Origin of the sequence: Salinivibrio proteolyticus (assembly GCF_027286365.1) — a bacterium.
Taxonomy (GTDB): Bacteria; Pseudomonadota; Gammaproteobacteria; order Enterobacterales; family Vibrionaceae; genus Salinivibrio; species Salinivibrio proteolyticus.
This window is the reverse complement of record NZ_CP114584.1, coordinates 622,270-637,965: the sequence shown is the minus strand read 5'-3', so window position 1 is coordinate 637,965 and position 15,696 is coordinate 622,270. Positions and strand designations below refer to the sequence as shown.

Here is a 15,696-nt window from a genome sequence, read left to right as displayed (position 1 = left end):
CATGTCAGTGTTATACTCTCGAGCAGACGCTCACATTTTAAAACAAACGTAAGGAACAGTTCGTTGGACGACATATCGACGGGAATATTAATTTCCTTCTTGGTATTGCTTATCGTCATTTCCGGTTATTTTTCCGGCTCTGAGACAGGCATGATGGCATTGAATCGATACCGATTACGCCACCTTTCTAAACAGGGCCATACCGGTGCCAAGCGAGTTGAAAAACTGCTAGCACGCCCGGATCGTTTGATTGGACTCATTCTAATCGGCAATAACCTCGTCAATATTCTTGCCTCTTCTATTGCGACTGTCTTAGGGCTACGCCTTTATGGTGATGCCGGTATTGCGATTGCGACCGGTGTCCTGACGATGGTGATTTTGGTGTTTGCAGAAGTGACACCGAAAACTTTAGCAGCCTTGTACCCTGAGCGTGTTTCCTTTCTCAGCAGCTTTGTACTCACCATCCTGATGAAGGTGTTTTACCCGGTTGTAAGCTTGGTGAACTTCATCACTAACGGCTTTCTACGCTTGCTTGGCTTGGGCGTGAAAAGTGATGGGAAAGACAATTTAAGTACCGAGGAATTGCGTACCATCGTTAATGAGGCCGGCAGTTTAATCCCACGTCGTCACCAGCATATGTTGATCTCGATCTTAGAGCTCGAAGAGGTGACGGTAGACGACATTATGGTGCCCCGTAACGAAATCACAGGGATCAACGTCAACGATGACTGGAAGTCCATTATGCGCCAGCTTACCCATGCGCCACATGGCCGTATGGTGCTGTATCGTGACACCATCGACGAAGTGGTCGGCATGTTACGGGTACGAGAAGCGTACCGATTAATGGTCGAGAAAAACGAATTCAATAAAGAGACCTTGCTGCGCGCTGCGGATGAAGTGTACTTCATACCGGAAGGTACCCCGCTCAACGTGCAGATGCTGAAGTTCCAGCGTAACAAGCAACGCATTGGTCTGATTGTGGACGAGTACGGCGACATTATCGGTTTGGTGACCTTAGAGGACATTCTCGAAGAGATCGTAGGGGAATTTACCACCTCACTCTCGCCAAGCTTGGCCGAAGAAATCACTCCGCTGACAGATGGCGGTTATCTGATTGAGGGTAGCGCCAATATCCGTGATTTAAATAAGAGCCTGAACTGGGATCTCCCTACCGACGGTCCCCGCACATTGAACGGTTTGATCTTAGAGCACTTAGAGGATATTCCTAATAGCCGCCTAAGCGTGGAAATTGACGGCCATCTAATTGAAATCGTCGATGTTGCCGAGAACATGATCAAACAAGTGAAAGTGCTACCGATCCAAAAGCAGAAAGTCAGCACCGAGTAGAACAGAATTCGCCGTTAAGTTTTCTAACGTTAGAACAGCTTAACGGCTCTGCCTTTTCCCCGTTATATTGACCTTATACGCAAGCCTCTCACTAATCAGCGGTGCTCTGCTCCACCATTGCTTGCCGCTCGGTTTGGTAATAACGCAATGCCTCAACAAAGCTATCTTCTTTGATGGGTTTCACAATCACATAATTTGCCCCGGCCTCATAAAAGGCATCATGCACACTGCCATATGCATCAGCAGTACAGGCATAAACCGGCACATTCAGCCCCAGCTCTTGGCGAATAGCCTTAGTGGCATCAATCCCCCCCAAATTAGGCATTTGGTTATCCATCAACACAAGATCATAGGTGGTTTCACGTAACGAGGTAAGCGCTTCCTCACCATCTTTCACCCAATCTACGCTGATGTCGTGTTTTTTACAGAACGCTTGTGCCACCATCGCATTAATCTTGTTGTCTTCAACTAGCAGCACGCGCTGTATGCCGGCCTGCCCGGCATCAAACATGGTGCTTTCCGCCATGGTTTTGGGCTTATTATCTACGTGTTCGACCGGCACTGTCAGCGTAAAGCAGCTGCCTTTCTCTGATTCACTGGTCACCTCAATCGCGCCGCCGAGTAAGTCGAGCAGGCTCTTAACAATGGAAAGCCCCAATCCACTGCCGCCGTATTTGCGCGTCACACTTGAGTCGGCCTGAACGAAAGGATCGAATAAGGTGTCGAGTGCATCTGCACTCATGCCCACCCCTGAATCTTGCACTTTTATCATCAAGCGGTGCTGAGCCCCCTCCATTGGGGTAAGTTTGACTTCAAGCGCCACATTGCCCTGATGGGTAAACTTCACCGCGTTGCTCATCAAGTTAAACAGTATTTGGGTCAAGCGCGATTGGTCAGAGCGTATCACGGTATCGTCCGCGAGATTAGACTCGATAATCAGTCCAATATGCTTACTTTCGCACAGCGGCGTATAGATGTTTTCTACCGTACTGATGATATCGTGCAAATAAAAATCACCGTACTCGATGGTCATCTTACCTTGCTCTATTTTGGAAAGATCCAAAATATCGTTCAGAACAGTCAGTAAGTGCTCACCACTTTGGTACAAGCTTCCCAAAAGCTCACTTTGCGCTTTATCTTCCACTTTATCGCTGAGTATTTGGGTAATGCCAAGGATCCCATTGAGCGGTGTTCGGATCTCATGACTCATCTTAGCGAGGAATTCCGATTTTGCGCGAGCGGAGGCTTCTGCCGCTTCTTTGGCACGTTGACTTTGCTGTTCGGCTTCAATCAGCGACGTAATTTCTTGTCCTTGCCCGATGACAGCCTTCACTTGGTTATCGACCATCAAAGGAGCAAGGTTCCAACGATACACGCGGTTATCGATATGAATATTAACGCCTTTAAGAATGGTGCCATCGACGGCACGCTTAAGATAAGGCGAGATAGCGCGCATAAACTGCATGTACATCCAGCTCGTTTGCTGCGCATCGGCGTCATAATTCAGCTTTAACTTGGCTGCCGGGTTAATCCGCGTGATGGCAAAGTCGGTGTCCCAAACAATAATGGGTGAGAGCGCATAATCAAACAAATCCTGCAATGACCGCTCTTTTTCGTAAAGGGCATCAAATGTCGATTCGAGTGTCTGACCGATGTGATCAAACTCTTCAATATCAGAGCCCGCAAAAGGCAAGGTTCGCTGGCGTGAGGTCGCGCCCAGGGTATAACGCATCAATTTGTCGAGCGAACCGGCAATACGCGTTTTGACAAACCGGTTGACCCAAATAGCCGCCACTAAAATCACTAACGTGGTGAGTAAAAGGTTGATCCCCATTTGGCGCTGTAACGCGAGCACATTGTCGTTGCGTTGTGCCGACAGTACAGCGATATCGGAGTTTTCCCCTTCAATACGCAAATTAGCGTGACTGATAAGGTAGTTGCTGAACGCTTGACTACTCCCCTTGGTGGGTAAGGTGAGTTCGTTAGCGAAATTATCATCCCCAGTCAGTGTGGAAGCGAGCGTTAACTCTTTGACCGATAACCAAACGGCTTGCGTACCACTGGCCCGCTGCAGGCTTTTGACAAAAGAAAAGTTGCCATTGAGCATCACCGCAACATACAAGTAACCGCCCAACTTACCACTGGCTTGGAAAACGATTGGGGTTTTGCGCATAAGCACATATCCCTGCTCCATCTCGGTGGTAATGGTGGTCAGTGTCCAGCGGTTGATATCTCGCAGCTGCGCACGCAAGCGCTCAAGCCCTTTGTCATCAATGCCATGAAAAAGGCTACTCCCATCGTGCCATAACAACTCGCCATCACGGGAAATAAAACGAAAATCAGGGGTATTGGCGGCATCTTGCTGCTCTTGCTCAATGAAATAGTCGTCGAGAGCAATGCGATCGCCTCGTGCCACCAAGTCTTGCAGCGTCATACTGGATGCATTAGTGTTTTGGTGGATCTGTAGCGAGTCTAGGCGACTATCAAACACATTCTGCAAAAGGCGTGACGTTTGTGTCAGCGTACGCGTCACTTCCTGATTAATGCCTGCCAGCGTCAGTTGATAGCTCTGGACATAGACGCCTACAGTCACAAACAAGAAAAACACCACGATAAGACGCGTGAGTAGCTGTGAAAGTGACAGTTTTTTGGAGCCTGACATGGTCATGATGCGTTAATCCGAGTATCTGAAAGCCTGCTTCTTAAGCGCATTAATGCGCTCAGGACTGTCCTCTTTCGTGACAATTTCAAATCGGCCGGAGTATACCACGGGCACAGCCTGATCCTGCAGATCGCGTTTAATCGCCTCCGCCATTGCTACGCCTGTGTCATCATTCATCCGCATCACAGTAACATCCAGATCGCCACGTTGCAGGGCATCAAGCTCTGCTGAGCCGCCGCCCCAGCCATTGATCACGACCTCATGCCGGTTCAAGTCATCCAGCGCATTAATTGCACCGAAGGCGACGTCTGTGGCGCACGCGTAAATAAAATCAAGCTTCTCATTATTGTTGAGCATTGCTTTTGCCGCCTCATAGCCAGACGCTTGGTCGCCTTTGGTGTAATACGCAGAGACTAAATGATTGTGACTGTGGTTATTCATTGCATCGATAAATGTATCGCCACGCGCGTCGCTAACATAGCCTTGCGAAAAGTAGAGAACCGAATACGCGGCTCCTTGCGGGTAGCGGGCATTGAAATGGTCTGCTAACGCTAAACTGCCCTCTTGGTGGTCAAAGCCAACATACAGAAACGGCTGATTGCCCTGCCACGACTTAACCGGTGTGGTGATATTTTGCAGGATTAGCTTGGTTTTGTTTTGCGACAATACATGGTTAATAAATTTGCGATGACGAACACTGTTGAGGGTGAAAATTAGGTAGTCGGCGCCATCACGAAGCGCAGCGTACAAAGAGGCACTTTGCTCGCGAATATCATTGTTGGGCCGCGTGGTCACTTGCTCCAATTCATACTGAATATTCAGCGCTTGCAGCCGACGTTCCAGAGCAAGAATATTACGCTGCCAGTAATCTGAAATCTGCTCACCCGGCACGACGACCGAGATCTTAATCGGTTGAGGAGCGGTTTTAAGCGGCTCGGGCTCTGCTTGTACTTGTCTATCAAGTTGCTCAGTTAGCGCATTTTGCTCAGGGTGAAGACGCAGATATTCACTGTAAGACCAATAATCATTAAGGGCAGCCAGCGCATTAGACGTCATCATCCAGATAATGACGCCACATATTGCACGAACAATCTTGAGATGTGTGGGTTGCCGCTTGCTCAATTTCACGTTGGGTCTCACTGCCTTATCACTTGCCAGATACCTATCAGCTTAGCGAATACCAGCACATTGCGCAGCGCCGAACTTCAGAAGCGTGCTTCATTAAGCAAAAAAGCTGCAATCACGCATACTCCTTCTCGCAATTTATCCAACAATCAAGACAGGCTGGATTCTGTCCCAATCTTGGTAGCAGATGAAATAGCAAAGAAAGAGAACGATAATATAAAAAACGCCACCGAACGGTGGCGCCTTAAACGTCTACTTTTTTATATCCGATGTGCACCTATTTCTGCAAAGAAATTAATCCACACGCAAGGTTTGTAGCATCGACTCGGGTAGCGACAGATCATCGTTCTTATTCACGGTGATCCCAGCATCAATGATCGCGCGTGCAATGTCCTTCGCTTCAGAGAGCGAATGCATTGCATAGGTGCCACATTGGTACTCATTCAGCTCTGGGATTTTATCTTGCGACGGTACCGTCAATACATCTTCCATCGCCGCTTCCCAAGCGCGACCCACATCACTTTCTTTAGGTTCACCAATCAAGCTCATATAAAAGCCCGTTCGGCATCCCATTGGGGAGATATCAATGATTTCAACATCCTTGCTGTTTAAGTGCTTGCGCATAAAGCCTGCAAACAAGTGTTCCAACGTGTGGATGCCTTTTTCCGTCAAGATCTCTTCATTGGGTCGGCAAAAGCGCAGATCGAACACGGTGATCGTATCACCACCGGGCGTTTTCATCGTTTTAGCCACGCGCACTGCAGGTGCATTCATACGGGTATGGTCGACCGTAAAACTATCCAATAATGGCATTTTGCCCTCCTTTTCATTCATCACTGTGGCTTAGAAAGGCCACCAGCTCAGATTATCCTCTAAACGTTGCCGGCAGCCTTTAAGCTGCCAGCCATAATCCTTGGCTTGCTGCTCTACTTTTCGCGCGACGCGTTTAAGTTCGGGTTTGCGCTCAAAAGAGCCGCGCTTAAAACCGCCGCGTCCTTCATGGTAAGCCAAATATTGTCGGTACACATCCCATTTAGACACACCAAGTTGACGATAGGTTTCGTTGGTGTACCAACCAATAAATTGCAATGCATCATCGAAGTTGGTACGTGAACCGCCATTACCGGTTGCCTTTTGATAATCCGACCATGCAGGGTCTTGCGCTTGTGCATACCCGTAGGCACTGCTCACTCGCCCCCAAGGTAAAATCCCCAAGACATAATCACGAGGCGGCAAAGCATCATGGACAAACGCACTTTCTTGTTTCACGAAGGCCATCGCGACTTGGATGGGTGTCCCCCACGCCTTTTCCATCTCCACCGCCGCTTCAAACCAATCTGGATTCTGTTCAAAAATCGCACATAGGTTATTCGGATTATCCGGCGGTGGTGTTGCACAGCTAGACAGAAATAATACCGCCCCTAGTGCCACGAAAGCTCGGCTAACACACACCCAAGTCATCCTCCGATTTACCAGCTTTCTGCCATTGGCACATCTTTGAAATAGTCTTTCAAGAAGGCCTCAAAGCTAAGTGTGTCACTTGCTTCAACGTCTTTTTGACGAGCGAGACTGGCAGCCGCTTCTTGCAAAAATTCCGCATCACTGTGGATACGATAGTCGTCGCCACTAAGTGCCGTCTTGTGCGCACTGGCTAACCCTAAGCCCACATTACCAATACCACCTTGAGCGATAATATCGGCAAGTAGGCGTCCAGAGAGGGTGAGCTCTGGGTTGTCAAAGCAGGCCATCATTTTATCGCAGACGGTTTCGTAGCGATTATCACCCACCGCTCGGTCCATCACGGCAGCCAATTGTTTGAGCTCAGCCATCACGTGTAACCCCCACTCCGCTTGTGTGCGCTGATGGCCGTCACATCCAGTGGTGAGCAATAAGCCTGGCTTGCGCCCCTCAATCACTATCTTGTTCCAGTTCTCACGCCAGCAATTGAGCTCCGCATCTGTCATCGGGTCTGACGGCGAGAGCGCACACCAACTTACAAAGAGATCTAGGAAATGGATTTGGTCTTGTTCAATGCCAACCGGACTGTAAGGGTTAACATCTAGCGAGCGCACTTCAATGTACTCGACACCGGCACGATCCAAGGCTTCTGTGGGCTTTTCACCACTTTTCGCATTGCGTTTGGGGCGGATAGGCGCATAGAGTTCATTTTCTATCTGCAAGACATTGGTATTAAGCTGGCGATAACTGTCACCATCACGGATCCCAAGCTTGGCAAACTCATGCGAGGGGGTACGAATCGCACTGCGCAATCCTTCCAAATATTGCTCAAGGGTATTAAAGCCGATTCTTAGCTCGGCTTGCGCGTTGTTGGTATAGCCTAAGTCACTGAGACGCAGAGAGGTTGCATACGGTAAGTAACAGGTACCTGATGGCAAATACTCAAACGGCAAACGGGTCTGTGCATGCTTAATAAAGGTGCCACACAAGGCAGGTGACGCACCAAACAAATACGGGATCATCCAACCGTGACGGTAGTAGTTACGGATAAGATCAAAATAGCCTTGCGTGACTTGGGCTTGCGTCACGGACTCCGTGTGGTAGAGATGCTGCCAAAACGTCTCTGGGAGGGAGATATTAAAATGCACCCCAGAGATCACTTGCATCACACTGCCATAGCGATGTTTAAGCCCTTGGCGATAAAGTGTTTTCATCCGCCCGATATTCGAGCTGCCATATTGTGCCAAGGTAATATCGTCTTCAGACGCGACCACACATGGCATGGACATGGGCCATAGCTGCTCGTCACCCATTTGCTTGTAAGTAAAACGGTGAATGTCTTGCAGCTCATCGAGCATTCCGTTGACCGATGTATTGACGGGCGTAATAAATTCCAACAAAGACTCCGCAAAGTCCGTAGTGATCCATCGATGCGTTAGCGCTGAGCCAAGTGCATCTGGATGCGGCGTCTGTGCCAAGTGCCCGGTTGGCGTGATCCGTAAGGCTTCACGCTCCAGTCCTCGGCCAATCCCCTTTAATGCTTCTGGGTTTTGCGCCAAACGCGCTAACCGCTGGGTGAAATCAGTCAAAACGTTTCTCTTATCTTTGTGCTGCGTGACGGGTTAGGATAAACAAGCTATCACTCAAAAGCCATCACGCAGCGACATGTGTTTACTCGAGGCGGCGTTAGCGATACTCAAGCGTAAGCGGATTCACCGGCAAACCAAGCGCTTTCAGCTCTGGCGCAAGCTGTTCGGCATCTCCGACAACGATGATTTGATAGTCATTCGGATTAAACCAACGTCTCGCTGCCTGATTTAAGCGTTCAAGATCCATCGTTTCAATGATCGCTTGCTGCTCATCGCGGTAGTTGTCGGATAAATCAAACTCCTCAATATGGGCAATTAAGCCTGCCTTATCCCACGGGGTTTCATAGCTCAGCGCATCTTGTTGTCCGCTCGATTGGCGCAGATAAGCAAGCTCTTGCGGTGTGAAACCATTTTCCGCCGCATTGGCCATTTCCTGCCACAGCTGGTTGATTGCATCAACCGTCGCGTTCGCACGCACATCAGCATCAAACTCAACGGTGCCGATTTGGCGCCCACTATACACACCGCCACCAGCGCCATAGGTATAGCCTTTATCTTGGCGCAGGTTCTGATTAATACGTGAGTTGAAGTTGCCGCCGAGGTTAAAGTTGGCCAAGCGCGTGATAAACATCTCGCCAGTCGCATCATAAGGCATGCCGTGGCGCACCATACGAATACTGGATTGCGGCGCTTTCGGTTTATCTACAAGCCAAATTTGTGGCTGCTTTTCATCACGAGGAACAGCGCGAGCGACCTGCGGTTGAGAACGAGGCGCCTCTTGCCACGGTGTTATTTGGTTCGCCAACGTCACGGCTTGATCGCGTGACAAATCGCCCACGACCACCAGCTGGCTGCCTTTCAACACATAATGTTGGCGATAAAACGTGCGAACGTCATCAATGGTAAGTGCTTCAATATCTTCTGCGACACCACCTCGTGGAGCACGGTACACTGCGTCTTGGAACAAGAGCTCTCGAGTAGCTTGGTCTGCGAGCCAGCTAGCATCATCGGCACGCGAGGCCATCCCTTCCAGCAGTTGCGCTTTGAGACGCATGAAGTCTTGCTCGGAGAAGGTAGGCGCACTTAACGCTTTGTGAACGAGTTGCAGGGTTTCATCCACATGTTTTTTCAGCGCAGTCATCGTGATATAGGTTTCATACTCACCGGCTTCAATACTCGCCTGGCTCCCCAATTGCTTCAGGGCTTGGGTTAACTCCGCCGCGCTCATCCCTGCCGCGCCTTCGGTAACCATCTTGGCAGTAAGGTTGGCGAGACCGCGCTTGTCATTCGGCTCCATAAAGGTACCGGCAGGCAAGGTCATATACAGGGTAACCGTCGGCGTTTCACGACTCTCCGTACCAACAAGATGAATGCCATTATCGAGGTTGGCACGATAAATTTGCGGCACGTTCACCGTCACACTACCAGCAGTAGGAGGCACTTGGGTGCGATCAATATTTTCCGGCGTACGACGTGGTGGCAGCTTCTCGTGTGAAGGCGCGATGCTTTGCGCGTAATTTGGGCGCTGATACACAAAGTTAGCTGGCTTCGCCACTAAGTCCGTGCGCTCGTACGGCACCACACTCAGATACACGGCAGGCTTATTCTTCACCCAGCGGTGGAAACTTTCCATCACGTTTTCAGGGGTCACCGCCTCAAGACGCGCCAAACGTGCTTCTAAGCGATTGGCATCACCAAATAAACTGAAGTCGCTGGCCAGCTGCTCGACTTTGCCGTCCACGCTTTGCAGCGCGAAGATGTCATCCGCTTCAGCCATGGTTTTGATGCGGGCAATACTTGCCTTCGACACCCCTTGTTGTTCAAAGGTCTCAAGCGCGTCCATCAACAGGGTTTCAACCTCAGCCAATGATTGCTGCTGGCTGCCTACGCCATAGAGCTCAAACGTACAAGCAAGCTCACCACAACGGTGGGAAGCGCCAGCGCTCAACAGCTTACCTGACTGCACCAAGGACTGATAAAGCAGGCTATCACGATCTTGTCCAAGCACGCTGGCAAGGACGCCTAAGCGGGTGCTGGTATCTGTGTCCGGCGTGCCGGTTGGGAAGGTAATGAACAATACGGGTTGGGAGATTTGGTCTTCCAAGGTGACATAGCGGTCCGCCTCAAGCGTGACGGGTTGTGGTTTAGGGGCAGCGACCTCTGGGCCAGCAGGAATATCACCAAAATACTTGTTCACCCAAGCCAGCGTTTGTTGTACATCAATATCTCCACCGATGGTCAAGGTGGCATTGTTTGGTCCGTACCAGCGTAGGAAAAATTGCTTCAAATCCCCTACGTCAACGCGATCAAGATCCTCAACGTAGCCAATCACAGGCCACGAATAAGGATGACCTTCAGGATAAAGCGCTTGATTAATGGTTTCATTAACCCGGCCATAGGGCGCATTATCGATACGATAAGCGCGTTCGTTTTTCACCGTATCACGCTGGACTTCAAATTTACGTTGCGAAACCGCTTCTAGCAAAAAGCCCATTCGGTCCGACTCAAGCCAAAGTACGCGCTCTAACTCATTGGCGGGAACGGTTTGATAATACTGAGTGGTATCGCGATCGGTCGAGCCATTGTTATATCCCCCCACTTCTTTGATCCGTTTGTCGTGATCATCCACATGCTTGGAGCCTTCGAACATCATGTGTTCAAAAAAGTGTGCAAAGCCCGATTTACCCGGTTCTTCACGGGATGAACCGACGTGATAACGCATATCGACTTTCACCAAAGGATCGGAGTGGTCTTGATGCAACAGAACGGTCAGCCCGTTATCAAGACGAAACTCTTGATAAGGCACCTGTGCGCTACCCTTTGGCGGCGACACGGTTTTAATCCAAGTAATACCTTCAGGGGTTGGCGTGGCTTGTGGGCCAAGTAACTGACACCCTGTCAGTGAGGCAAGAACAAAAAACGAGACGAGCAATAAACGTTGCATATGATAATTTCCTACCCGGCTACCCAATGATATGACAAGACAAGAATAAGGTAGCGCGCTGTTTTTGCAGAAAAAATAACTAGCCAGCACCAAGACTGGCGTAAACGTAGCCACCCGGCGACGACACATAGGGGATCACCAATGGCGGGCACCCAACTTAACAATAATGCGGCATAACCGTATCGCTTTAACCACGCCAGCGCGTGGCGATCCCAGCGCCGCTTGGGTTGATAGTCAGGTAACCAACGACCAATCGCATAGTTGGTCATACCGCCTAGCGTATTGCCCACGCTGGCAATCGCAATAATGACGCTTTCGGGGTAGCTATGGTGATGAAGCAAATACACCATATTGGCTTCAGAGCCACCCGGGAGCAAGGTGGCACTGAGAAAGCTGGTTGCAAACAACATAACCAGCGATGACCAATCGCCCATTCGACCGCAGACTCCCCTATTGGTTCAGGCGTTTAGGCCCTGAATGACCACTCTTTTTATCCATTTATGCAGACGGCATTTCGAGGACGCGTTTACCACGCGTATGACCTTCTTCAAGGGCAACGTGTGCTTGTGCAGCCTCCGCTAACGGATACACAGCCGCAATATCAATCCGTAAATCACCTTGGTAAAGCATGTCGAGTAGGCGCTGAGTTTGCCATGTATTGGGCTCCACCAGCATCCCAGTGGCTTTCAAGCCTCGTTCGGTCGCTGCTGAGGTAATCATATCGCGGGTATTAGTCGGCACGGTCACCACACGTCCGCCAGTGCGTAAACTGGCGAGCGCATCAATCCCAGTTTCTCCTCCAACCAGATCAATCAGCACATCAAATTCACCATGAGCCGTTGCCCAATGGGTTTGGTGATAATCAACTGGTTTTGCATCAAGCTGACGCAAGAAATCATGATTGGACGGCGAGGCGGTCGCGTAAACATTCGCCCCAGTTCGAACCGCTAATTGAACCGCCAAGTGACCCACGCCACCGGCACCGGCCAAGATCAGTACTTTATCGTCTGCCCGTAATTGCGCGTGTTCGAGCGCTTGCCATGCGGTGAGACCTGCCAGTGGTAAGGCAGCGGCATCTACCATAGGCACACTCGGTGGAACGGTCGAGAGTAACCCCGCGTCCGCTACTACGTACTGGCTATAACCGCCACCCTCAGTGGGAAAGCCAATCATACCTGCAACGCGGTCGCCCACATCAAACTTGCTTTCGTTGGTGCCATTAGCCACCACAACACCCGCAACATCATATCCCGGCACCCAAGGTAATTTGTCTTGGTTATGCTCTGCGGCCCAGCCAAGGCCTGCACGCGTTTTTGCATCAATCGGATTCACGCCTGCCGCTTTTACCTGAATCAGCACTTGTTCTTCAGACGGGGACGGAATAGGACGATTAACGGCGGTTAACACCTCAGGTCCACCAAATTGGGGGATCGCAAGAGATACATTGTTCGACATAAAGACTCCTTTCGCATGCCGTTGCCCGGTTGAGTCACCTGACTCATCGCTTCATAGCAAAGCACTGCGTAATCGCAAAGCGTAAACCTCTAGTCTTAACAAAAACGGCGATAGACACAATGCCTACCGCCGTTTTCTTTTCGCCTTTTCTCGTCACAAGACAGGGCGTGTTATCCGACCAACGCCAACAAGATACCCGCTGCCACCGCCGAGCCAAGCACACCGGCCACATTGGGCCCCATAGCATGCATTAACAAGAAGTTGTGTGGGTTGGCATCTAAACCAACTTTGTTGACAACCCTTGCCGCCATGGGCACTGCCGACACGCCTGCTGCGCCAATCAGCGGATTGATCGGATCGCGGCTAAAGCGGTTAAGCAGCTTTGCCATCAGCACGCCGGCGCCAGTCCCAATACTGAATGCCACAGCACCGAGTACCAAAATGCCTAACGTCTCAAACTGAAGAAACTTATCCGCTTCTAATTTAGAGCCCACCGCCAAGCCAAGGAAAATGGTGACAATGTTAATCAGCTCATTTTGCGCGGTGCCGGATAAACGGTCGACAACCCCACATTCTCGCATCAAGTTCCCGAGGCAGAACATCCCGACCAGCGGTGTTGCCGACGGCAAGAACAAGATGGTCATCATTAATACCGCCAGCGGAAACAGCACTTTCTCAGTTTTCGACACATGGCGTAACTGCTGCATCTCGATTTGACGCTCTTTTTCCGAGGTAAACAGCTTCATGATCGGAGGCTGAATAATCGGCACAAGCGCCATGTAACTGTAGGCGGCGACTGCAATGGCGCCGAGCAAATCCGGCGACAGCTTGCTGGCGAGGAAGATTGCTGTCGGCCCATCCGCACCACCAATAATGGCAATCGAGGCGGCATCCTTGAGCGTAAATGCCATCCCAGGAACCAAGTTGAGCAAAATGGCACCAAACAAGGTGGCAAAAATGCCAAACTGTGCCGCCGCACCCAATAGCAGCGTGCGCGGATTGGCAATCAGCGCGCCAAAATCGGTCATCGCGCCAACGCCCATAAAAATCAATAGCGGGAAGACGCCCGTATCGATACCGACATGATAGACGTAGTAGAGCAAGCCGCCCGGCTCGTTAAATCCAGCATTAGGAATGTTCGCCAGTATCGCCCCGAACCCGATAGGCAAAAGCAACAAAGGCTCGAACCCACGGCGAATGGCCAAAAAGAGCAACAAGCAACCGACGGCGATCATCACAAGCTGAGGCCATTGGAAATTCGCCAAGCCCGTTTCTGACCACAAGATCATTAATCCTTCCATGTTGCCCTCTTACCCTAAGTGCAATAGCGGCATACCCACGGTCACCGCATCGCCTTCTTTTACTTGGACATCCTGAACTGTGCCTGCTTGCGCCGCTCGGACCTCGGTCTCCATTTTCATCGCTTCGAGCACAATCAATACATCCCCTTCTTGCACGTGCTCACCCGCCGATACCATCACTTTGAAGATGTTACCCGCTAAAGGAGCAGTGACGGGTTCGCCTTGTGATTGAGCGGCGCTAGGTTGAGGGACTGATGTCGCTGGCGACGAGCTGGGCTGAATGTCTCCTAACGCGCCATCTGGACCTACATCCACATTAAAGACCTGTCCATTCACACGCACGCTATAGGTTTCAATCTCGCCGCCTGATGTCGGCTTGTTGGCCACAGAGGCAGACTCTGCTTCACCGGTTGGTGCAGGTTCAAAGGCATCGGGGTTGCCGCGATTTTGTAAGAACTTCCACCCCACCTGCGGAAATAACACATAAGTTAAAACATCGTCGATTTTATCGTCTGCCAAAGACACGTTTTCGGCGTCGGCTTTTTCAATGAGAGCCTGCGTGAGCGCATCCAGCTCAGGCGCTAATTTATCTGCAGGACGGCAAGTAATCGGCGCTTCACCATCCAGCACTTGGGCTTGCAGCTTCGCATTGACCGGTGCGGGCGCTTTTCCATATTCGCCCTTGAGCAGCGCCGCCGTTTCTTTGGTAATGCTCTTATAACGCTCGCCAGTCAGAACATTAATCACTGCTTGCGAGCCGACAATTTGGGAGGTGGGTGTGACCAATGGGATATAACCGAGATCTTCGCGTACACGCGGGATCTCATCGAGTACCTCATCCAAGCGGTCGGCCGCACCTTGCTCTTTAAGCTGGCCTTCCATATTGGTGAGCATGCCGCCCGGCACTTGTGCGATCAAAATCCGTGAGTCGACGCCCTTGAGCTGCCCTTCAAACTGCGCATACTTTTTCCGTACCGTTCTAAAATAGGCAGCCACAGATTCCAACTTGTTGAGGTCGAGCTGCGTATCGCGCTCTGTGTTCTCCAGCATCGCCACCACGGTTTCCGTCGGCGTATGGCCATAGGTCTGGCTCATCGACGAAATCGCGGTATCTAATACATCGAGTCCTGCTTCAACGGCTTTAATGGCCGTTGCGGTTGATAAGCCAGTCGTGGCGTGACAGTGCAGCGATAAAGGGATATCACACGCCGATTTGATGCGACTTACTAGCTCATAGGCTTCATACGGCTTTAGCAAGCCAGACATGTCTTTAATACACAGTGAATGACACCCTAAATCTTCCAGTTGCTTGGCAAGATCTGTCCATGTGTCCAAGGTATGAACAGGGCTTGTGGTATACGAGATCGTTCCTTGTGCATGTGCCCCAACTTCTACCGCGGCACCGACCGCCGCTTTGAAATTGCGCACATCATTCATGGCATCAAAAATACGGAACACGTCCATACCATTGGCGTGCGCACGTTCGACAAATTTATGCACCACGTCATCGGCATAGTGGCGATATCCCAGCAAATTTTGCCCACGTAACAACATCTGCATTGGCGTGTTCGGCATCGCCTTTTTCAGTTCGCGCAAGCGCACCCAAGGATCTTCCCCCAAGTAGCGAATACACGCGTCAAAGGTCGCTCCACCCCATGTTTCGAGTGACCAAAAACCAATTTGATCAAGCTCGGCGGCAATCGGCAACATATCGTCCAAACGCAGGCGCGTGGCAAACAACGACTGATGGGCATCACGAAGCACCACATCGGTAATAGCTAACGGCGTAGACATAACAAACTCCTTTTTTATATG

At 50.6% G+C, this 15,696-nt stretch carries 11 protein-coding genes; 1 reads left to right on the top strand and 10 read right to left on the bottom strand.

What is annotated here, in order from left to right; all coding sequences use genetic code 11:
- The first annotated feature begins 63 nt into the window (after nt 1–63).
- The gene (locus N7E60_RS03125) at nt 64–1,347 is read left to right on the top strand and encodes an HlyC/CorC family transporter (protein ID WP_069586879.1); all 1,284 of its coding nucleotides are present in this window, start codon (nt 64–66) and stop codon (nt 1,345–1,347) included.
- 91 nt (nt 1,348–1,438) lie between these two features.
- On the opposite strand, the gene N7E60_RS03120 is transcribed toward N7E60_RS03125, so the two are convergent.
- The 10 genes from N7E60_RS03120 to oadA all read right to left on the bottom strand — a co-directional run bounded on the left by N7E60_RS03120 (nt 1,439) and on the right by oadA (nt 15,675).
- Complete coding sequence (locus N7E60_RS03120; RefSeq protein ID WP_269598103.1) at nt 1,439–4,015, bottom strand: LuxQ periplasmic sensor domain-containing protein; 2,577 nt, start codon at nt 4,013–4,015, stop codon at nt 1,439–1,441.
- Between the two features lie 6 nt (nt 4,016–4,021).
- On the bottom strand, nt 4,022–5,068 hold the full coding sequence (locus tag N7E60_RS03115) for a substrate-binding domain-containing protein (RefSeq protein WP_269598532.1): 1,047 nt from the start codon (nt 5,066–5,068) through the stop codon (nt 4,022–4,024).
- Between the two features lie 360 nt (nt 5,069–5,428).
- Nucleotides 5,429–5,947, bottom strand: coding sequence for an S-ribosylhomocysteine lyase (gene luxS / locus N7E60_RS03110; protein ID WP_077479392.1), 519 nt, complete (start codon nt 5,945–5,947; stop codon nt 5,429–5,431).
- Between the two features lie 30 nt (nt 5,948–5,977).
- Nucleotides 5,978–6,586, bottom strand: a complete 609-nt coding sequence (locus N7E60_RS03105; RefSeq protein ID WP_408642332.1) for a transglycosylase SLT domain-containing protein — start codon at nt 6,584–6,586, stop codon at nt 5,978–5,980.
- 17 nt (nt 6,587–6,603) lie between these two features.
- Nucleotides 6,604–8,181, bottom strand: coding sequence for a glutamate--cysteine ligase (gene gshA, locus N7E60_RS03100; RefSeq protein ID WP_269598101.1), 1,578 nt, complete (start codon nt 8,179–8,181; stop codon nt 6,604–6,606).
- A 97-nt stretch (nt 8,182–8,278) separates the two neighbouring features.
- A complete protein-coding gene (locus N7E60_RS03095) occupies nt 8,279–11,125 on the bottom strand; it encodes a M16 family metallopeptidase (protein WP_269598100.1) in 2,847 nt (948 codons plus the stop codon).
- Between the two features lie 11 nt (nt 11,126–11,136).
- On the bottom strand, nt 11,137–11,559 hold the full coding sequence (locus tag N7E60_RS03090) for a YqaA family protein (protein WP_069586873.1): 423 nt from the start codon (nt 11,557–11,559) through the stop codon (nt 11,137–11,139).
- Nucleotides 11,560–11,623: 64 nt separating this feature from the next.
- A complete protein-coding gene (locus N7E60_RS03085) occupies nt 11,624–12,580 on the bottom strand; it encodes an NADP-dependent oxidoreductase (protein ID WP_269598099.1) in 957 nt (318 codons plus the stop codon).
- 170 nt (nt 12,581–12,750) lie between these two features.
- Nucleotides 12,751–13,881: a sodium ion-translocating decarboxylase subunit beta gene (locus N7E60_RS03080; protein ID WP_077455252.1), complete on the bottom strand. Its 1,131-nt coding sequence runs from the start codon at nt 13,879–13,881 to the stop codon at nt 12,751–12,753.
- A gap of 9 nt (nt 13,882–13,890) precedes the next feature.
- Complete coding sequence (oadA, locus tag N7E60_RS03075) at nt 13,891–15,675, bottom strand: sodium-extruding oxaloacetate decarboxylase subunit alpha (RefSeq protein WP_269598097.1); 1,785 nt, start codon at nt 15,673–15,675, stop codon at nt 13,891–13,893.
- Nucleotides 15,676–15,696: the final 21 nt, after the last annotated feature.